This window comes from Microcystis sp. M113S1 (assembly GCF_020246945.1).
In the GTDB taxonomy this organism is placed as follows: Bacteria; Cyanobacteriota; Cyanobacteriia; order Cyanobacteriales; family Microcystaceae; genus Microcystis.
In genome coordinates this window covers 1-20,265 of record NZ_JADBSA010000430.1, presented here as the reverse complement: position 1 = coordinate 20,265, position 20,265 = coordinate 1, and the positions used below count along the sequence as shown (strand labels likewise).

Sequence of the window (20,265 nt, the reverse complement as noted above, 5' to 3'; positions counted from 1 at the left end):
TTCCCAAATGCGTTTAACCGCTATGGGATAGAGAGGTGCGTAGTTCACCCAAGGAGAATCAATCTCTCGAAGTAAAAGTGAAGGGAATTTCTGAAATGGAATTCAGTCTGTCTATATTTGACTATACTTTTACTAACTATCACATCTGATCACGGATTACTTAGGGTTTGCGGCAAAAAGTTTTTCGGTGGGGGTAGGGTGTGGGGTGTGGGGTGTAGGGTGTGGGGTGTAGGGTGTGGGGTGTGGGGTGTAGGGTGTGGGAAGTATAAATAAAAATAATCTCCTGTCTCCTGTCTCCTGTCTCCTGTCTCCTGTCTCCTGACTACTGATAACTGATAACTGATAACTGATAACTGATAACTGATAACTGATAACTGATAACTGATAACTGATAACTGATAACTGATAACTGATAACTGATAACTGATAACTGATAACTGATAACTGTTCCTATTGACTAATACCCGCAGATTTAAGGGCTTTTTCCATTAAAATTACATGGGTACTGCTTTCCTGTCCCTGGTTGGCAGCGCGACGCTGAATATAACTGCCGTCGGATTGTAATTCCCATGCTTGCCGGTTATCTGACAACATGATACCGAGAATTTCTTCCAGTTCCTTGGCGATCGCTGGTTCATCGATGGGTGTCACTGCTTCCACGCGACGAGTCAGGTTCCGCGTCATCCAATCGGCGCTACCAATATAAACCTCCTCCTGACCACCATTGTAGAAGTAAAAAATGCGGGAATGTTCCAAAAAGCGGCCGATAATGCTAATTACTCGGATATTTTCGCTCACTTCCGGCAATCCGGGCCGTAAACAACAGATCCCACGAATAATTAAGTCAATCTGCACGCCAGCACGAGAAGCAGCGTATAAGGCTTCTATAATCGGTTTATCGACAAGAGAGTTCATTTTTGCGACAATGCGCCCCGTACCGCCATTTTTACAGTTTTTGACCTCGCGATCGATCATTGCTAACATCCGTTTTCGCAAACTCACCGGGGCAATTAAAAGTTTGCGGTAGGATTGCTGACGGGAGTATCCGGTCAGAAAGTTAAATAAATCGGTGATATCTGCCCCTAAATCCTCGCGACAGCTAAGTAGGCCTAAATCAGTGTATAATTTAGCCGTTTTTGGGTTATAATTACCCGTGCCAATATGGAAATAACGACGGATTTTATCCCCTTCTTTTCTGACCACGAGAACCACTTTCGTATGGGTTTTGAGACCAACTAAGCCATAAACAACGTGAACTCCGGCTTGTTCGAGCTTTTTCGCCCAAGTAATGTTATTTTCCTCATCAAAGCGAGCTTTTAGCTCCACTAACGCCGCTACCTGTTTACCATTTTCCGCCGCTGCAATCAGGGAATTGACAATCGGGGAATCTCCGGAAGTGCGATACAAAGTCATTTTAATCGCTAAAACATGGGCATCATGGGCAGCCTGGGCGATAAACTGTTGTACTGAGGCACTAAAGGAATGGTAAGGGTGATGAACGAGAATATCGTTATTGCGAATTAAAGTAAAAATATCTTCGCCATCCTGTTCTAGTATCCCGTCTTCGTTACCGTCAACTATTTCTCGCAATCCCTGTAAAACCGGTGGGGTGACAGAATTCCAAGGCGGATCTTTCAGTTCGGGACAGGGTAAAGACATAAAATAAAATAAATCTTTGTGTCCCAGCAGTCCATCCACATCGTAAACATCGATCTCCTTAAGTCCCAGATCGCGCATGATCCGGTTTTTAATATTGCTAGGGGTAGAACTGTGAATTTCCAGACGTACTGCCGATTTACCGATGCCGCGCTTGCGTACTTCTTCCTCGATCGCTAATAATAAATCATCGGCCTCATCTTCTTCGACGGAGATATCGGCGTTGCGCGTCACCCGAAAAGGATAACATTCTTGAATGATCATGCCGGGGAAAAGTGCCTCTAAATTGTGCATTACCACCTGTTCGAGCGGTACTCCAGTCCAAATCGAAGCTTTTCCGTCTTGGTGGCGTAATTCTTTGGATAATGCCAGAAAACGGGGGAAAACCTGCGGTACTTTCACCCTGGCAAATAGTTCTTTATCGGTGTCGGGATCGCGAACGACTACGGCTAAATTGAGACTAAGATTAGAAATATAGGGAAAAGGATGACTAGGATCCACCGCAAGGGGAGTTAAAACGGGGAAAATATTTTGTTCAAAGTAATCATGGAGATAATTGCGCTGTTCTTGATGTAAATCCACATAGTTAATCAGATGAATTCCCTGTTCTACTAACAGATTTTTCAGGGTGTATTCAAAAAGGTGATCCTGTTGCTGGACAAGGGGACGCAGACACTTACTTATCTCGGTTAGCTGTTCCGAGGCAGTCCTGCCATCGGCACTTAAAACGGCTACATTTGCCTCTACCTGTTGTTTAAGAACTGCCACCCGTACCATAAAAAATTCGTCGAGATTGGCACAAAAAATGGCGGTAAATTTTAATCTTTCTAGTAGGGGAGTCCGAGGATCAAGTGCCTCATGAAGCACGCGATGATTAAATTCTAACCAGCTTAATTCTCGGTTAAAGTAATATTGCGAATCTTTAAGATCGATTTCGGAAGTTACGGTAGGAGCTTTAGTCATAGAGTCTAATATCCAAATAGTAGATTGAACAGTTAGAAAGAAGCCACTTAAGCCTAAATTTGACTATTTTGGGCGTTTTTTAGGCTATATTGCCCCAGATTAACCAAAGTTACCCCGATTATCTTGGATGCTAATCCTACTGATTCTAGCCTGACCGGGGAAAAAATCAATTTATTAAAAGGTTAAGAAATCAATCCCGGCCGCTCAAGGTTAAATTAATCTTTCGGTGAAATTAGAGTGCAAGGAAGAAGAATAGGCATAATTTGCTGAGAATATCGTCTTTAAAGCCTTGCTTTGATTATAACACAAAGTCGAGCCGATTGGTTAAATCTATCATCTCAAACGTAAGGCAATAATCCGAATCAGAATATTTGATCAGGATGATGATTAGATTGCCAATTGACCATTAGTTGATATATTTGTGTTTGATAAAAATAAGATAACTCATAAGCTAATCTTAATTCTCTTTCTAAGACTTCTGTTTTAACATCATTAGCATTCCATGTACCTAAAACTTTACAGAGTGCGATCGCTAAAATGTCGATAAAATCGTGTCCACAACATAGCTGCCACGGATCATGATTTTCATCGCTAATTACCGATAAATCCTGTTTAATTTGCTGTTCATCTAAGGACAGTTTCTGAGAATTATTTTTGATACTTCTAATTAATTCGTCAATATTTATTGACAGCTTCTCTTTGTCAATAAAATTCTTAAAATTTAATCCTTCAAACTTTAAATCTAACTTATTCCTAAGAGATAGCCATCTTAATTTACCAATTTCCTGCCCTAACTTTAGTAAAGTTTCTCTAATATCTTCGGTAAAAGCTTTAATTTTTTCTTCACTTCGTCGTTCTTTTAATAATTTATCGAAAGCGGCAGATTTAATTAACATCATTTCTAAATCATGTTCATCAGTCAAAAAGAGATTATTACTGTCGGGAATTTGCTGTTCTATTCTCGAAAAATCTGCATCTATAACAGCAACAACTCGACGAAAATTGTCTTCTTTTTCTAAGATGGATAATGCTTTGATAGCATTATTTTTACCAGAAGCAATTGTCACCCTAACCTCTTGCTTGTTTACTAATCGCTCATAAATAAGTTTATCACTATGACCTTCAACAATTAAAAAAACTCCCTCATGATCGCTGCGTAGTAAACGAATGCTATTAGCAATTCTGTCAGGTGTTATCTGATCTTTCATTTTTGTTTTGGTTTCTCTAATTCAACTGTCAAATCCCAACGATCATTAATAATATCAGGAGAATGGGTAGCCATCAAAATATCTAACTCAGAAAGTTTCGTAATTTCCTGTAAGTCTTTTAAAAATTCCTGCTGCCATGAAATATGAAGTGACATTTCTGGTTCATCAATTAAGATCAAAGTATTAGGTTTAACTTTAAATAACAATTCATATAAAATTACTAATTCGTGCTGTTCCCCAGAAGATAAATCTGTTGGCGATAAAACCTCCCCTTCCTCGGTAGTAAAGATAAATCCTTTGCCTTGATCAATAGTAACACTTTTGAAAGAATATTTTTTATTAATTATATTTTTAAATAGCTCTACTTTAGGATAAATGTCATCGAATACATTGAGCTTTCTCTCTACATCCTCAATATAAACCGATAATAATTTTCTGGTGCTATCATCAATACTATCTTTAACTTGAAAGTTAGAATCTTCATCTTTTTTCAACAGTCCTGCGCTAATTAATTTATTTCTTTCCCTTTCAAGTTGATCAATTTTTTCCCTTAGTTCATCATCGGTCAATGATTCCTTTTTTTGTACAACTCTCGCCGGAAAGGTTCGGTCTAAAGTTTGAGATAGTTGTCCATACTCTGCTAATTTAGTTTGAATATTTTCTGCTAAATCTTCAGAATAGCTGGCCACAGAGTACAATGTCATCGGCATCCTTATAGTTCTGCCAATTTTGGCACTATTGGAAATATCTAATAGACGTTGTGATTCAATAAAACGAACATTAATAGAGTCTAGAATTTTCTTTAACCAATCAGGATATTCTTTATATTCTTTCTGGAATTGCTTGGTTAAATATTCTCCAAATCGTTCATCAATATCTTCTAGATCGAGAATTTCTTCTGTGGGGGTATATATCCATTTTTCTGCTCCAACTCTATCTAAACCGGGTATGACATCATCTATCATGCTGAGAGGGAAAGAGATTGTTTTCCCGTCTGGTAAATTAGGAGAAAAAGTCGGTTCTTCTTTTTGATCGGAGGAAGTAAAATTAAAATTAATCTTTGGTCTTGCATTACTTTTTTTATTCTTACTGGTGGAAGCTTTGACAACATCCACAAAGCTTTTATCGTCAAAAATTATAGTAAATTTTTGAAAAGGAATAGCTCTTATGTCTGAATACTTTAAGTTAAAAAAACCATTGACCAATTGCAGTATTGAGGTTTTCCCAAAGCCATTTTTACCATGAATAATAGTTATTCTTTCCTCCATATTGAGATTAATTGTATGGTCAAATATGCCAAAAAGATGCTTAACTGTAATTTGTTTAATTCTCATAATTTCCCGGGAGCAAGCGATTAAACTTAGACGCACTCTACTACTCATAACTTGAGAGGATCGAGGCGTTGAAGCTAGAAATTTTGGCAGACATTGTCAAAAAACGCCTCTAGACACTGTATTATACCAAATCCCTTTTTAATAGTATGATTAACTCCCGATCGAACTTTAACAACCCAGTCCCTTCTCCTAGCCGCCACTTAACCTGACAGTATATATTAAGAAAAGCAACAAATGCTTTATAGATAAACAAAAATATGCAGCAAATTCTAGGATTAGAGACACAACCAAAAATCTGGTATTGGCGGGGATTCAAAATCACCTATCAAAGTGCGGGGGAGACAGGGCCAGCGATCGTGCTTGTGCATGGATTTGGGGCATCTTGGGGACATTGGCGGAAAAATATCCCCGTTTTAGGCGAAAAATGTCGCTGTTTTGCCCTAGATTTAATTGGTTTTGGCGGTTCCGACAAACCCGAACCGAAAAACGAGATCGATTACACTTTCGAGACTTGGGGGGCGCAAATTGCCGATTTTTGTCGGGAAGTGGTGGGGGGTCCTGCTTTTTTGGCGGGTAATTCTATCGGTTGTGTGGCCATTATGCAGGCTGCCGTCGATCATCCCGATTTTGTCCTTGGGGTGGCGGCGATTAATTGTTCCCTCAGACTACTGCACGAAAGAAAACGGGGTAAATTACCCTGGTATCGTCGTTTCGGGGCGGATATTGCCCAAATAATTCTCAAAAATAAAGCAATTGGAGCTTTTTTCTTCCAACAGATCGCTAAACCCCAGACAGTGCGTAAAATTCTCCTGCAAGCTTATCGGCGCTCGGAAGCGGTAACGGAGGAATTAGTAGAAATAATCTTAAAACCCGCCAGAGATCAGGGAGCGATCGAGGTTTTCCTCGCTTTTACCGGTTATTCTGGCGGCCCACTGCCGGAAGACCTGCTGCCGATTCTCCCCTGTCGGGCTATTCTGCTTTGGGGTAGCGAAGATCCCTGGGAACCCTTGGCCTTGGGCCAAGAATTAGCACGATTCCCGACAGTAAAACAGTTTATCCCCTTAGCCGGTTTAGGCCACTGTCCCCAGGATGAAGCCCCAGAAATAGTTAATCCGATTTTATTAGACTTCCTACAAGCTCAAATCTAAGTTCCTCTAGTAACCAGAAGGCCTGGAATTAATGGGTTGTTGGATGGAGAAACCCCGGTTAATACTTTGAGGTGGGACTTGATTGGGGGTGCCATTATTGTTAGGTGGCATTCCCTGATTGGGATAACCAGTGACGTTAGGTTGACTGCCGTAGACGGGGGCCTGATATACAGGAGGTTGATAATAATTGGATTGGTTACTAGAGCCAGAGACCGGGTTAGGGTTGGCATTATTCCACGAGGATGGGGGTGGAACATTTTGTTGCTCAGGGGAATAATTTCCCTGGGGGTTGACTTGATTCGGGTTGGACCCGGGGGTGAGATTAGGAGAATTATTCAAGTTAGCAGTCCGCGAGCGATTTTCGATTTCCCTTTGTAAAGGATAATTGCTAGTGTCGCCACTAATCGGTCGCACTTGAATCGGTTGCAGACTTTTACTAGCCTTCGGTGGCTGATTTTGCTTAGTCTGCGGCATTAACGGGGTGAATAAAGAGGGTTTCTGGTTGTTATCGGGATTAGTATTTAAAGGGTCAAAAGGCTGCGTCGAGGCCGGTTTGTTCGGGCGAGCGGTATTATTATGAGCAGGAATGGCCGGCAATGGTACAGTAGTGGGGAGAGGAGTATCGGTAATCTGGTTAGCCCGGATTTCCCGCTCCTCCAAGGACATTCCTGGGGTATCTAATACCGAACCCAACCATTCAGGATTCTGTTGATATACCCACAAAGCAATTAGAGCCAAGGAAAATATTCCTAACGGTAGCCAAAATAAAGGTTGGGCAAAGGGTTTTAATCCTGCCAAGAAATAGCGCATGGAAGAAGAATCTTTATAGTCACTCATACCGCTTCACTCTCTATAGGTTTTCCCCCATGCTATCAAATCAGTGAGCAGTTATCAGTTTTTGAGCCCTCAGCCCTCAGCCTTGCACAACAGGTGACGCTTATGTTCCTACCAGTATTGCTGCTTACGAACAAAAGTATCGTCAAAGCTCAGGCTCTAGGTTTCAATCTTAAGAGTTTTCAGTTCCCCGTTCCCTGATATAGCGTACAATGATAAGATTGTCTTCAAAGATACAATAAATAGGCGTTTGTCTTCGCTAGAGAGTTTATGAAAGTTGGCGATCAAGTTCGTGTAATTGAGTCTGTGGTAGTTTATCACCATCCTGAACATAAATCAGCTCCTTTTGACGTGAAAGGACTAGAGGGAGAGGTGAAAGGGATTGTCACCGAATGGCGTGGTAGACCGGTTAGCGCCAACCTACCCGTCCTCGTCGAGTTCAGTAAAAAGTTTAAAGCCCATTTTCGAGATTTTGAGTTAGAAATCCGGGAAAAAGCCGCCGAATAGGGACTTTTTCGCCTATTTAAGCTACGAAGCGAATAAATTTATTTTTGCCCACCTGTAGGACTTTTCCCGTTAAAGCTTCGGCTGTCTCAAAACTTTTGTCCACATCGGTGATTTTCTCACTATCGATTCTCACCGCGCCCCCCTGAATCTGTCTTCTCCCTTCACCGCTACTTTTACACAAGCCGGTGGCTGAGAGAAGATAGAATAATTTCAGGGGAAAAGTGACCGCTGCTAGGGAAAATTCGGGTACAGAAGCAGCTGCTGCCGTATTTCCCTGTAGAACTATCTCCTGCGCCGTTTTTTGTGCTTTTAATGCCTCCTCTTCTCCGTGAAACTGGGCAACTACCTCGATCGCCAGTTGTTTTTGTGCCTCTCGCGGATTACTCTGCATAGCATCTAAGGGCAAATTTGTCAATAGTTCGTAATAATCTTTTAACAAAGCGTCGGGGGTTTTTTCCAGTTTCGAGTACATGGACAGGGCCGATTCCCGCAATCCCACATAATTATTCAGGGATTTGGACATTTTTTGACTGCCATCGGTTCCGATTAAAATCGGTAAAAGTAGCCCGAATTGCGGTTTTTTACCGAAATATTTCTGCAAATCACGACCGACGGCAATATTAAATTTTTGATCAGTTCCTCCCAATTCGACATCGGCCTCGACAGCTACGGAATCATAACCCTGCATTAAGGGATAGAGAAATTCATGGAGAAAAATCGGGTTTTCCTGGTCGTAGCGTTCGGAAAAGCCTTCTTTTGCCAACATTTGCCCGACGGTCATGGTGGAGAGAAGTTCGAGAATTTGCGATAGGTCTAATTTCCGCAACCATTCCGAGTTATAGCGAATTTCTAGGCGATTAGGCGTGTTAAAATCTAAAATTGGGCGCAATTGTGCCAGATAATTCTCGGCATTGGCTCTCACTTCTTCGCTCGTCAATTGTTTTCTAACTTCCGATTTTCCGGTCGGATCCCCGATTCTAGCGGTAAAATCACCAATAATAACCACTGCTACATGACCGGCATCCTGGAAAGCACGCAGTTTCCGAAAAGGGATACTATGACCTAGATGAATATCGCTGCCAGTGGGGTCAATACCTAGTTTAATTCTTAAAGGGCGATCGGTAGTTTGCAGTAGTTGGGTTAAATTTTCCCTAGGATCTTGGGAGTCGGGTTGATGGGGGAATAGGTCACTGGTTCCACGGGTTAGCCAGTCTAGGGAGGAAGATACGGTCATTGTTGCTCATTTTCCACAGCCTTCCCATTATAGTTTTTTATTATGTCAAGTAACAAGCCAAAGGTAAATAAACTGGTATCTTCAATAGGAGTCGATAACATCTTGACAATTCTCCCGATCAAATATAGAGTCTTAAAATCTTCTTTTTCAAAATTATCAAAAAATTTCCCTGTCTTGAATTGCGATCAGATAAGCCGATGAATCCTAGTTTTAATAACTCTATACCAGTGCAGAGTATCAAAGTTTCTGTAATTGTTTCTACCTATAAATCAGCGGAGTTTATCTGGGGTTGTCTAGAGGATTTAGTTACTCAAACTCTTTATCAAAAGGGAGAAGTAGAAATTATTATTATCGATAGTGCTTCTCCGGAGAATGAAGGGGAGATTATCCAAGAGTTTCAAGAAAATTATCCTAATATTATTTACCAGAGGACTAGAGAACGAGAAACCCTCTACCGCGCTTGGAATCGTGCTATTAAACTAGCTAGGGGTTCCTATATCACCAATGGGAATACTGATGATCGTCGCTGTTTTAATGCTCTGGAAATTATGGCTAATTATCTAGATAACAATAGAGAGATTAGCTTGGTTTATGCCGATCAATTAATTACCACCCTCAAAAATGACACTTTTGCCACCACCCCAGCTTTAAAACATTGGAATTGGCCAAATTACTCCTATCAACAGATGCGTCAAGGTTGTTGTGTGGGTTCTCAACCAATGTGGCGAAAAATGCTGCACGATAAATATGGTTATTTTCAGGAAAATTTTCGCTGTGCTGGTGATTACGAATTTTGGTTAAGAATCGGCATTCAAGGCAAAAAAATGGCTTTAATTCCTGAGATTTTAGGGTTATATTATTTAAATCTGCAAGGTTTAGAACATGGCAGTAATGGTCAAGCATTACAGGAACATTATCAAGTGTGTAAAATCTATGAAATTCCTCACCCAGACATTAAGGATATAGAAATTAAAACAAATCTGGTTAAGATGGAAGATTTAGGCATAATTTTACAGGAAGATGAGCGAGAAAAATTGCAAACAATTCAAGCTATCTCCCAGAAGAGATGCCCAATTATTGTTATTGATGGCGTGATCTTTCAAATCGATCAAGGAAAATTAGCCAGGGTTTGGTCTTCAATTCTAGAGCATTGGAGTCAATTAGAATTTAGTCAACACATTGTTATTTTAGATAGAAATAACACCGCACCAAGATGGGAAGAATTTAAATATTGGCCTGCGGAATCCTACGATTATAATTGTACGGGAAAGGATGCCAGAAAAATTCAAGCTATTTGCGATCGCCTACAGGCAAATTTATTTATTTCCACTTTTTATACCAGTCCCTTCAACACTCCTTCTCTACTTTTTCTTGCTGATGAATTCCCAGAAGAAAACGGCAATTTACCAGTAGATTTAGAAAAACACTATGCAATTTTATCCGCTTCTAGAATCATCGCTTTTTCCTCTGATATTGCCCAAGATTTAAGAAAGTTATACCCCAAAATTTCCAGCGAAAAAATTGATATTATCGAGGTTTTTGAAGTTAATCAAAAAATAGCGGGAGAAATCACTGATTTTCTCTGGTATGCGCTCAGTGAAACTAAGGAATCAAGTCAGAATCAAGTCTGGTTAGAGTTAAGAAAATTACAGGAAGCACAACAGATAATGTATCTCAAACAACAGCAAGATTATCATACTATGCAAGGGATGGGAATATCCCTAAAAGAATTAGATAATAATCATAACTATCTCCAGAAAAATAATCAGAAATTACAGGAAGAAATTAACTATTTGTCCTCCCGTAAGGGAATAGTAAAAACCCTATCGAAAACTTCTATTTTACTTCTTGCTAAGATCAAGAAAAAACTGCCAATATTTTAGGGAATTAAGGTAAAGTTTCCGAACGCGCCTAAAAGTGGTAAAGTAATGTTAAGAATTAGAGGAGAAAACACTGTGCCACATTCGATCGTCACTGAAACTTGTGAAGGGGTTGCCGATTGCGTTTCCGCTTGTCCTGTTGCTTGCATCCATCCCGGACCAGGTAAAAATGTTAAAGGAACCGATTGGTATTGGATTGATTTTGCCACTTGTATCGACTGTGGTATCTGTCTACAAGTATGCCCCGTCGAAGGTGCAATTCTGCCAGAAGAACGTCCCGATTTACAAAAAACTCCCTAATTTATCAGTTATCAGTTATCAGTTATCAGTGATCAGTGATCAGATGTGAGTTTTCAGTTCACTGATTACTGTTCACTGAAAATGCTCCCCACTTCCCCACTTCCCCACTTCCGAATTCATAATTCATAATTCATAATTCATATTACTCTCTCCTATCTCCTTTTTACTTTACCATGGATTATCTTTTAGAAGTTGAACAAGTTTATGCTGGTTATGTGCAGGATTTATACATATTGCAAGGGGTTAACTTTCGCATTGCACCGAGGGAATTAGTCACGGTTATCGGTCCCAATGGTGCGGGAAAATCTACCCTCGCTAAGACGATTTTTGGTTTATTAAAACCCAGTGCTGGAACTATCACTTTTAAGGGACAAAATATCGCCGGTTGGAAATCTAATCAAATCGTTCCCCTCGGAATGGGTTATGTTCCCCAAATTGCTAATGTTTTTCCATCCCTGAGCATTGAAGAAAACCTTGAAATGGGAGCTTTTACGAGCAAAGGAAATATAAAATCTTTAAAAGAGCGCATTTATGCGATGTTTCCCCGTTTGCTCGAGCGCCGTCGTCAGAAAGCTGGCACTTTATCCGGAGGAGAAAGACAGATGTTAGCCATGGGAAGAGCGCTGATGTTGCAGCCAGATTTATTAATTCTCGATGAACCTTCGGCAGCTTTATCTCCTATTTTAGTAACCAGCGTTTTTGAGCAGATAAAAGCAATTAATCAGACGGGAACTGCAATTATTTTAGTGGAACAGAATGCCAAAAAAGCCCTAATGATGTCCGATCGAGGTTATGTTTTAGAAAGTGGTCAAGATCGTTTTCAGGGATCGGGTCAAGATTTACTCAATAACCCGAAAGTAGGGGAATTATACCTCGGGGCGGCTGATCATGGGGCCAAACGAGATGTTTAGGAATTTGTTAAGGATTTAGGGGGATTTTGATTTCTTCCCAGAATTTAGCGATAGGATAGTAATTGAGTACAAATCTCTACGGCGCTGATGTCAAGGTGATAAGCCAGCAACCCCTAAATATATCTGTTGATATTTATTAATCGATCAAGACAGTTATGCTACTGCATTGAGAGCATAACTTTTAGTAATAAAAGGAGAAGTCATGGCGGTTAAAAGTCCTCCGTAATCAAGATTAAAACTGACTTCGCTTCCTACTTTTAACCTCTTGTTATGACTATCAAGAACTAGATGATCGCTACTAGAACCTAATATTTTTATATCCTGACTTGTTTGTAATCCAGAGATAAGAATATCCTGTCTTCCTAATGCAATAATAACTCGACGGTGAATGCCTTGATCGATAAAGCCTGGAACATTACCAAAAGCGTCTCGACCAATTTCTCCAGAGGGTAGAGATGGTTTATCTTTGGATTCGATTACTTCAGCAATTAACCGAAAAGCATCGGTATATAAGCCTGGTATCAGTTGTCGATTAACTGTTTCACAACCTAATAAAATTGATTCTCCTAAACGCAGATTATTAATCCGACCAACTTCGCTACTTTTTTGATACCATTGATAGTTAGCAGAATTGCCTCCTGAAATAATCGGTAATTTTATAAAAAATTCCTGCTCAATTGTATCTGTTAACACAGATAATTTGCTCATATTATGGTTATCAGGTTTAATACCTCCATAACAAGCCAAATTACAACCCAGTCCAATAATTTTGATAAAGGGAAAAGCGAGGGTTTTTTTGATGAACTTGACGAGATCTTTCGGCAGTACACCTTCGCGTAAATCCCCTAACTCCGTCATGATAATAATGCGGTGTATTTTTTGCTTTTCTTGAGCATAATAGGAAAGTTCCTGAATTGTTGCTAATTCGGTATTTAAGCTGATATCTGCAATGTTAACCACTGATTCTGCTTGACTCAAGGCAGTACGCAACAGAACAAAAGTTGTCACTATTCCTGCTTGTTTCATTTTGAGAATATTTTCGATTCGAGAGTCAGCGATAAAGTTGACTCCACCTTGAATCATCGCCAAGGCGATCGAGGGATCACCCAAAATCGCTTTGGAAACTCCCATCACAGAAAGTCCCTTGTTGCCGTAGAATTGGCAGAGTAAACGAGCATTATGGCGTATTTTCGGGAGAGAAATCTCGATTCTCGGTAAAATGTCTTTCATCAGCCTATTTGCTCCCAATTGCGGGAATTGCAGCTAAAATTTCCCCTTTGATTTTCCGGTTTAATTTCGGAAAGCGATCGCATAAAGCTTGGACTAATTTCTCACATCCGTGTAACAAAACATCAGTAGTCGGTAACTGAAAATCTCGCTCATATTTGGCAATAATACGCTCAGTGGCTGCTGCAGTGAGATTTTCGTGATTAATCGCAATAGCGATAACTTTAGTGGGAGAAATTGCCTCAATTAGTGAAATTTCTTCCTGTAATTTTGCCATAGCTAAATGAGGAAAATCACAGCGAAATTTTCGGGCTGGGGGATGTTGTAAAATAACCCCATCGGGCATACTTCCTTTCAAAATTCCCACGGAACTCATAAAAGCAGGATGACTCAGAGAACTTTGTCCTTCCACTAAAATAATATCGGGTTTTTCTTGCTCAAAAGCTTGAACCACAGCATTTTCAATTTCACCGATGACAAATTGAGAAACCAAAGCATCGATCGAAACCCCATATCTTGCTCCCTGCATCAAGCTAGTTTGTCCAGTAGCGACTAAGACAGACTTAATACCCAAGCCTTGGAGAGTTTGATTAACTGCTACCGCAGTGGTCATTTTTCCGCAAGCACAATCGGTTCCTAAAAAGGCAATAACGGGTATATTTACTTGGGAAATTTGCCCAGTAAATACATGAAGATCAGCTAATTGTGGTGGTTTACGAATGTCTGTAATTTGCACACCATACTGACTAGCTTGCTCCCTAAATTCTAAATCCTCGGAGAAGAATTGATGCAAACCATTAATAATATCCATTCCTTGTGCCATTGCTTCTAAAATTAGCAGCCTTTCTAGGGGAGGAATAAACGCTTCTAAGGGTGCTTTGCCGTAGATATAACAATTGGGAACATCTCTAAGTTTTTCTAAGGCTGTTTGTAAATTAGCAAAAATGGGAATATGATTTTTTTTGTCTCCTAATGCTTCTCCCGCATCTTTTCCTGCTAAGGAACTATCCAGCACACCAACAATTGTATATATTTCTGATTGTCGGATCAAGCCAGCTGCCGTTTTTCCGTCCACACGTCCAAATTGATTTTCACAGTAAATTAAAGCCGTTTTTTTCGTTGATACCACTTTCTTAATCTCCTGAATATTAGATAATTGAAATTTCACTCCTAACTCCCAGTAAGACTATTTATTCCTCTTCTTCTATAGCATAATTATCTGGATCGATAATATCGTCTAGTTCTTCTAAAATTTGCGAATCGGGATGAGCATCAGATTGACGTAATTTTAATCTTCCTGTGCGTTCTAACCAATGGAGAAGGGTTTCTTTGGAAGTTATCGGCATAACAGGAATTGCCTGATAGCGAGGTTCTTGACTAATAGAAGGATTAATTTTCATACCTGTTTAATTTCCTGTGAGAAGTTATCTCTATTGGTTGTTCTATTGTTGATCACGAAGAAATCCACAAAAAACTGAAAAAAATTGTCAAGTGTAGCAAAGTAAAAAAGTTCAGCTGTCAGATTTACTATTTGGACAGATAGATAGAGTCGGTTCCAATATATGCTCCCGATACTTGGGATGCAGACTCTATGGTGTAAATTAAAGTTTTCTTGTCTGACTCAACTCAAATGTCAATCCTACGGTTTTTATCTAGCTAACCGAAAAGGTGATTAATAACACCAAAGCAACCAACAAAACCGCCCCTAATCCTTGCAAAATATACCATTTTTGCTGTTCTAAAGATGGGTATTTTGATAGATAAATCTTGGGTTCGCTACCATAGTTATTGATGATTCCTTCATCATCTACTGTATAGCCCTCTGGGAGAGGTATATTAAGTGATTGATAGTTTTGCCCGTTTATATCTAGTTTAACCTCAGCAGGAATTAATTCACTTCCATCGCTTGGGGAATAGACTGTCGCACCTGTCTCTTGATTAGATTTAGTAGAGTAGTGCATGGTCATCTCTCTTGAAAATCTGAGTATAACACAGAATAAGGCGAAATGGTTTTTAGGCTAATTTTTTCCTAGGGCTTTAATCAGCAAATTTGGCTAATGTCGGCAAATTAAAGCAAAAAATACTATTTTATAACTTGACAAAGCTAGATCAAAACATTTAGTCAACTCGCTATTCACTTTTTAGCATACCAACGCCATAAAACTCGGGCTAAACGTTGGGGATCGTGACGAACTTTGGCAGTAACTTCATCTTCTGCCATTACATTCGCTAAAACAATGCGATAACCCATTTTTCCCACTTCCTCGCGATCTAAAAACACAGGATGACTATGCTCTTGGGCGTATAATTGTAGGGATTGGGGCGATGGTGCAGTTTTTTGGGCTAAAACCGCATCAACAATGCGTTCTTCGCAGACTTCTTCGATCGCTCGCAGATGATCGGCTACCGAATAATTATCCGTTTCCCCCGGCTGGGTCATAATATTACAAACATAGATGCGGGGGACTGTCACCCGTGCTAGGGCCTGACGAATTGCGGGAACCAACAAATTAGGGATAATACTGGTATAAAGACTACCCGGCCCGATGATAATATAATCTGCCTCCTTGATTGCCGCTAAAACAGCCGGTAAAGCGACCGGATCGGCAGGATGACAGCCAATCTGACGAATTTGCCCCATAGCTTCGGTTATCTTCGATTCTCCCTCAATAATGCGCCCATCGGCTAACTTAGCCCAGAGACTAACATCGGTAAGGGTAGCAGGTAGCACTTTGCCGCGAATGGCCAAAACTTTGGCACTAGCATCGATCGCCTGTTCCAGATCGCCGGTAATCTCGGTCATAGCGCTGATAAATAAATTACCAAAACTGTGGCCTGATAAACCATCCCCAGTATGAAAGCGATATTGAAACAATTCCGTTAATAACTTTTCCTCATCGGCCAAAGCGGCGATACAATTGCGAATATCCCCCGGGGGTAAAATGCCCATTTCCCGGCGTAATCGGCCCGAAGAACCGCCATCATCAGCTACGGTGACAATAGCGGTGATATTGGAACTATACTGTTTTAAACCCCGTAAAAGCGTCGATAAACCCGTACCGCCACCGATCGCCACAATTTTCGGGCCGCGATGGAGACGACGATGGGTGCGTAGGCGATCGACTAATTCCTCCGATGCGTCCGGTTGTAGTGCTTCTGTAATCGTTTCCACGGTGCGACTCTGACCCCAGAATAACAAAAAGACACCCAACAAAACCGCCAGCGGCCCCGAAACAGAATTGGGGACCAAACGGGCGATCGTTTCTAATGCTTGGGAAACAAACTCTAAAAAGCGATTAACCGGGGTTAATTTTACCCAAATAGCCAAACCGAAGGAGGTGAGAAAAACGCCGCTTAAACTGATTAAAAGCCAGCGTTTGACAAAAAGACCGGGAGAAAGCCATTTAAACCAACGATTAACCCGTTTAGGCGTTTTTCTGCCCACGGAAGCGGCTATTTTCCCCTTCTGAGCGTTGAGTTCCCGTAGGGTCTGTTTAAATGGACTCATAGATGTGGCCTGGCAGCGAACGCATTGATTCTGGAGAGACTGTAGCCGAAAAAGGGGACAAACTCAAGCTGACTTAACCTCCCACTTGGGAATAGGCTGCCTCGGAAATTGTGGGAATATCGGCGTATTTGCCGATAACCGACTGTATAATGCTGTAAACACAGGTGGCAAATGCTCCCAAAAAGACGACATTAAAAAGAGTTTCTACCACCAAATTCGCCCCTAAACCCCTAGCGACGAAACCTAAGGCCAATCCCAATAAATACACCAAAATATCGATTAAAATCGCCTGCATGGTGTTAAACCGGATAAAATGACTGATGCGGGGATTGCGTACCACGGCAAAAAAGAGGACGAAAAAGATAATTAAACTGCCAAAGCTTCCCAGAGAACTATAGAGAAAAGCTAAGGGAGTTAAAACTATAGCTAAGGCCGCTCCTAAAAAAGGAATTTGCTGAAAGATAAAGATACCGAAGGCAAAAGCCGAATATAAGGGTAAAAGATATACTAAAGCTGCAAAAATGCGATCTTTTGTATCGGTTGAGCCGCGCCAAGTCATAATCTATTGTCTCCTGAGACTACTGCTAACTCTCTCCAAGATAACCCGGCAGCCCACCAGACTTCCCGTAACCGAAGAAATCGATCGAGGCCTAACAATGTTCGGCCTCGATCGAGTTATTCTCAAACAGAGACAGGGTGCTTGCTTTCCTGTAATAGAGCCAGATATTCCTCCTTAAAATAGTGTAGGGTACTTAAAATCGGATTGGGAGCGCTTTGACCAAGACCGCAAAGACTGGTTTCTTTAACCATTTGACAGAGATGTTCTAAGTTTTCGAGGTCGTGAATATCGGCCTTTCTGTCGATAATTTTGGCCAATAATTCAAACATTTGTACTGTTCCCGTGCGACAGGGGATACATTTACCACAGGACTCCTCGCGACAGAATTCCATATAGAATTTCGCCACTTCCACCATGCTGGTAGTATCATCCATGACCACCATACCCCCGGATCCCATCATCGAACCGAGTTTGGCTAAGGATTCGTAATCCACGGGAGTATCGAGTAAATTAGCGGGAATACAACCCCCAGAGGGGCCGCCGGTTTGCACCGCTTTCACCTGACCATCGGGAACACCACCCCCCATCTCCTCGACAATTTCCCGGAGAGTAATACCCATTGGCACTTCAATCAGCCCATTATTGCCGATTTTTCCCGTTAAAGCGAAGATTTTTGTCCCTTTACTGGTGGCCGTACCGATATTGGCGTACCAAGCGGCTCCCTCGCGGATAATAGCGGCGATATTAGCGTAGGACTCCACGTTATTAATCAGGGTGGGACAACCATCGAGGCCCGATTGGGCCGGATAGGGGGGACGGGTGCGGGGAGTGCCGCGGCCGCCTTCAATGGAATGGATGAGAGCGGTTTCCTCTCCACAGACAAAAGCTCCCGCCCCGATGCGGATATCCACCTTAAAATCGAAAGTGGACTCGAATACTTGGGAACCCATTAAACCGAATTTTTTGGCCTGATTAATCGCTTTTTGCAGACGATCGATCGCCAGAGGATATTCGGCTCTAACATAGATATAACCATGATCGGCCCCCACGGCATAGGCAGCGATCGCCATTCCCTCCAGGACTAAATGGGGGTCACTTTCCAAAACACTACGGTCCATAAACGCCCCGGGGTCGCCTTCATCCGCATTACAGATAACGTATTTTTGTTGACCCGGTTGTTTAGCCACCGTCGCCCATTTTAAACCAGTGGGATAACCCGCACCACCCCGGCCACGCAAACCGCTTTTGGTGATTTCCTCCACCACCTGGGCCGGAGTCATCTCGTAGAGGGCCTTGTAGAGAGATTGATAGCCACCGACGGCGATATATTCCTCAATGCGATCGGGATCGATTTTACCGCTATTTTCCCGGACAATTTTGACCTGATGGGAGAAAAAGGGATGTTTGGAGTCCCCTAATTGCACCTCGGTTTTGCCGCCGTTTAAGGCCTCAACAATGCTGGCCGCACTTTCCGGGGTGACTTCTTCGTATAAGAGATCCTGGGGATCCACTTCCACCAACGGACCGCGACCACAAAAACCCATACAACCGACCCCGACCACTTCGACTTTATCCTCTAGGTCTGCCTCTTTGACGGCAGTGGCGAGGTTTTTTTTGATTTGGAGGGAGTTAGCGGCTTGGCAACCGGTGGAAGTGCAACAATGCACCCGGATGCTTTTTTGTCTAGCTTTTTCTTTCTCGGCCACTGCCAATAATTCTTGTAAGTCCATATTCTTCTCAATCCACTAGAGTGAAAAATTACTGGGAGAAACTCTGTAGTTTCGCCAAGACAGTTTCTGAATCTTGTTTAGGGGCCACGACTCCATCGAAGACCACGGCCGGCGCAATCCCACAGGCCCCGATACAACGGGCCGACCCTAGGGAAATTTCTCCATCGGCGGTGGTTTCTCCCACTTTGATATCAAAGCTGTTTTCGATGTCTTCGAGGATTTTGCCGCTGCCTTTGACATAACAAGCTGTCCCCATACAGACGATACAGGTGTGTTTTCCCGCCGGTTTCAGGGAAAAGAGATGATAGAAGGTTGCTACCCCATAGACGCGACTGAGGGGCAGTTTTAGCGCCCGGGCAACGTAGAGGAGAACATCTTCTTCTAGGAATCCAAAGGCTTCTTGCGCTTTGTGCAGGACTTCAATCAGGGCTGATTGATTATATCCTGCTCGCTTCATGGTGATGTCGAGGACTTTGAAGCGTTTATCGCCACTGGGATGCTCTTTTTTCTCCGTTTGACGAGGATTGGCAGTTTGCATAAATCTGAACCAAATAAATTTTAGGGGCGATGACGGGAAAAAGATGGAGAGTTGTCGGTTTTCCTTGCTCATCTCCCTGCTTTTATTCTGACACTGGCTCCGGAGGGCGATCGATAACTTTATCTTTCCTTTAGTTATTGGGGGATATTCAGTTATCAGTGACCCGTTATCAGTTATCAGTCAGGGATTAGGAGATGGGGAGATGGGGTAAAAAGCTGCACTTGTCTCAACACTATAACCCCCTGAAGCAATCTCATATATTTAGAAAACGGGTTTCTTGAAGAAACCCGTTTTCTGTGGGGTTTTTTGCGGGAAGCATCCCCCTCTCCTCCTAGGTTAAGGGGGTGAGGTCATAACAATCTGTTGCCAAAACCGACTTTTCAGAATACAATGGAGAAGAGTAGTCATTCATCACTCAGATTAGTTAAGATGATATTACATGACTAATAATATTGACCATGATCGCTTATTTAAGGAGTTAATCTCCACCTTTTTTGTCGAATTTATTGAGTTATTTTTTCCTCAATTGATGGATTATTTAGATAGGGTTTGCTGAATAAATCTAAAAACCTTATCCAACAAGGTTTCTAGACTTTTTTTCCCTCAAAAAGTGCCGACCCTTGGAGTGATTGGGGGGAAAATTCAGGGACTTTTTCCCTGAAAATTAGGTAATTGACCACCTGAAAATGGGTAAAACCCCACACCCCACACCCCACACCCCAACCCCC

At 41.7% G+C, this 20,265-nt stretch carries 18 protein-coding genes and 1 pseudogene; 6 read left to right on the top strand and 13 right to left on the bottom strand.

The features are described from left to right. Positions 1-450 precede the first annotated feature (450 nt). The 3 genes from ppk1 to IM319_RS21945 form a co-directional block, all read right to left on the bottom strand. Positions 451-2,619, bottom strand: a complete 2,169-nt coding sequence (gene ppk1, locus IM319_RS21955) for a polyphosphate kinase 1 (protein ID WP_287736926.1) — start codon at positions 2,617-2,619, stop codon at positions 451-453. A 362-nt stretch (positions 2,620-2,981) separates the two neighbouring features. Then, entirely contained in the window at positions 2,982-3,827 is an 846-nt protein-coding gene (locus IM319_RS21950; RefSeq protein WP_287736925.1) for a DUF4435 domain-containing protein, read from the bottom strand. Next, the gene (locus IM319_RS21945) at positions 3,824-5,161 is read right to left on the bottom strand and encodes an AAA family ATPase (RefSeq protein WP_287736924.1); all 1,338 of its coding nucleotides are present in this window, start codon (positions 5,159-5,161) and stop codon (positions 3,824-3,826) included. The genes IM319_RS21950 and IM319_RS21945 overlap by 4 nt, the downstream gene beginning before the upstream one ends. Before the next feature lie 257 nt (positions 5,162-5,418). Here IM319_RS21945 and IM319_RS21940 point away from each other — a divergent pair, with 257 nt between their 5' ends. After that, entirely contained in the window at positions 5,419-6,309 is an 891-nt protein-coding gene (locus IM319_RS21940; protein ID WP_287686482.1) for an alpha/beta fold hydrolase, read from the top strand. A gap of 6 nt (positions 6,310-6,315) precedes the next feature. Here the strand turns inward: IM319_RS21940 and IM319_RS21935 are convergent, their stop codons facing one another. Continuing rightward, the gene (locus IM319_RS21935) at positions 6,316-7,146 is read right to left on the bottom strand and encodes a hypothetical protein (protein WP_287736922.1); all 831 of its coding nucleotides are present in this window, start codon (positions 7,144-7,146) and stop codon (positions 6,316-6,318) included. A 267-nt stretch (positions 7,147-7,413) separates the two neighbouring features. Between IM319_RS21935 and IM319_RS21930 the strand changes: the two genes are divergently transcribed. Continuing rightward, positions 7,414-7,650 carry a ferredoxin-thioredoxin reductase variable chain gene (locus IM319_RS21930; RefSeq protein ID WP_287686486.1) on the top strand — a complete coding sequence of 79 codons (237 nt, stop codon included), beginning with the start codon at positions 7,414-7,416 and terminating at the stop codon, positions 7,648-7,650. A 16-nt stretch (positions 7,651-7,666) separates the two neighbouring features. On the opposite strand, the gene tyrS is transcribed toward IM319_RS21930, so the two are convergent. Beyond that, positions 7,667-8,884 (bottom strand): tyrosine--tRNA ligase, encoded by a 1,218-nt coding sequence (gene tyrS / locus IM319_RS21925; RefSeq protein ID WP_286825921.1) that lies wholly within the window; start codon positions 8,882-8,884, stop codon positions 7,667-7,669. A 197-nt stretch (positions 8,885-9,081) separates the two neighbouring features. Between tyrS and IM319_RS21920 the strand changes: the two genes are divergently transcribed. The 3 genes from IM319_RS21920 to IM319_RS21910 all read left to right on the top strand — a co-directional run bounded on the left by IM319_RS21920 (position 9,082) and on the right by IM319_RS21910 (position 11,975). Then, complete coding sequence (locus tag IM319_RS21920) at positions 9,082-10,767, top strand: glycosyltransferase (protein WP_287736920.1); 1,686 nt, start codon at positions 9,082-9,084, stop codon at positions 10,765-10,767. A 72-nt stretch (positions 10,768-10,839) separates the two neighbouring features. Continuing rightward, positions 10,840-11,064 carry an indolepyruvate ferredoxin oxidoreductase subunit alpha gene (locus IM319_RS21915; protein ID WP_286825919.1) on the top strand — a complete coding sequence of 75 codons (225 nt, stop codon included), beginning with the start codon at positions 10,840-10,842 and terminating at the stop codon, positions 11,062-11,064. Between the two features lie 173 nt (positions 11,065-11,237). Continuing rightward, positions 11,238-11,975: an ABC transporter ATP-binding protein gene (locus tag IM319_RS21910; protein ID WP_287736918.1), complete on the top strand. Its 738-nt coding sequence runs from the start codon at positions 11,238-11,240 to the stop codon at positions 11,973-11,975. Positions 11,976-12,128: 153 nt separating this feature from the next. Here the strand turns inward: IM319_RS21910 and IM319_RS21905 are convergent, their stop codons facing one another. The 8 genes from IM319_RS21905 to hoxE form a co-directional block, all read right to left on the bottom strand. Further along, entirely contained in the window at positions 12,129-13,205 is a 1,077-nt protein-coding gene (locus IM319_RS21905) for an alanine/ornithine racemase family PLP-dependent enzyme (RefSeq protein WP_287736916.1), read from the bottom strand. Positions 13,206-13,209: 4 nt separating this feature from the next. Continuing rightward, a complete protein-coding gene (locus tag IM319_RS21900) occupies positions 13,210-14,370 on the bottom strand; it encodes a DUF1611 domain-containing protein (protein WP_287736915.1) in 1,161 nt (386 codons plus the stop codon). 22 nt (positions 14,371-14,392) lie between these two features. Continuing rightward, positions 14,393-14,602 (bottom strand): DUF3134 family protein, encoded by a 210-nt coding sequence (locus IM319_RS21895; RefSeq protein WP_287736913.1) that lies wholly within the window; start codon positions 14,600-14,602, stop codon positions 14,393-14,395. 252 nt (positions 14,603-14,854) lie between these two features. Beyond that, positions 14,855-15,163, bottom strand: coding sequence for a photosystem II assembly protein Psb34 (gene psb34 / locus IM319_RS21890; RefSeq protein WP_002783665.1), 309 nt, complete (start codon positions 15,161-15,163; stop codon positions 14,855-14,857). A gap of 173 nt (positions 15,164-15,336) precedes the next feature. Next, positions 15,337-16,710: a gluconeogenesis factor YvcK family protein gene (locus IM319_RS21885; RefSeq protein WP_287736912.1), complete on the bottom strand. Its 1,374-nt coding sequence runs from the start codon at positions 16,708-16,710 to the stop codon at positions 15,337-15,339. Between the two features lie 73 nt (positions 16,711-16,783). Next, on the bottom strand, positions 16,784-17,269 hold the full coding sequence (locus IM319_RS21880; RefSeq protein ID WP_287736911.1) for a Tic20 family protein: 486 nt from the start codon (positions 17,267-17,269) through the stop codon (positions 16,784-16,786). Between the two features lie 122 nt (positions 17,270-17,391). Next, entirely contained in the window at positions 17,392-18,999 is a 1,608-nt protein-coding gene (locus IM319_RS21875) for a NuoF family protein (RefSeq protein ID WP_287736910.1), read from the bottom strand. A 28-nt stretch (positions 19,000-19,027) separates the two neighbouring features. After that, entirely contained in the window at positions 19,028-19,537 is a 510-nt protein-coding gene (hoxE, locus tag IM319_RS21870) for a bidirectional hydrogenase complex protein HoxE (RefSeq protein ID WP_286824782.1), read from the bottom strand. A 439-nt stretch (positions 19,538-19,976) separates the two neighbouring features. Here hoxE and IM319_RS21865 point away from each other — a divergent pair. Beyond that, positions 19,977-20,084 (top strand): annotated as a pseudogene (locus tag IM319_RS21865) (flagellar assembly protein H); the annotation flags it as partial. Between the last annotated feature and the right edge of the window lie 181 nt (positions 20,085-20,265).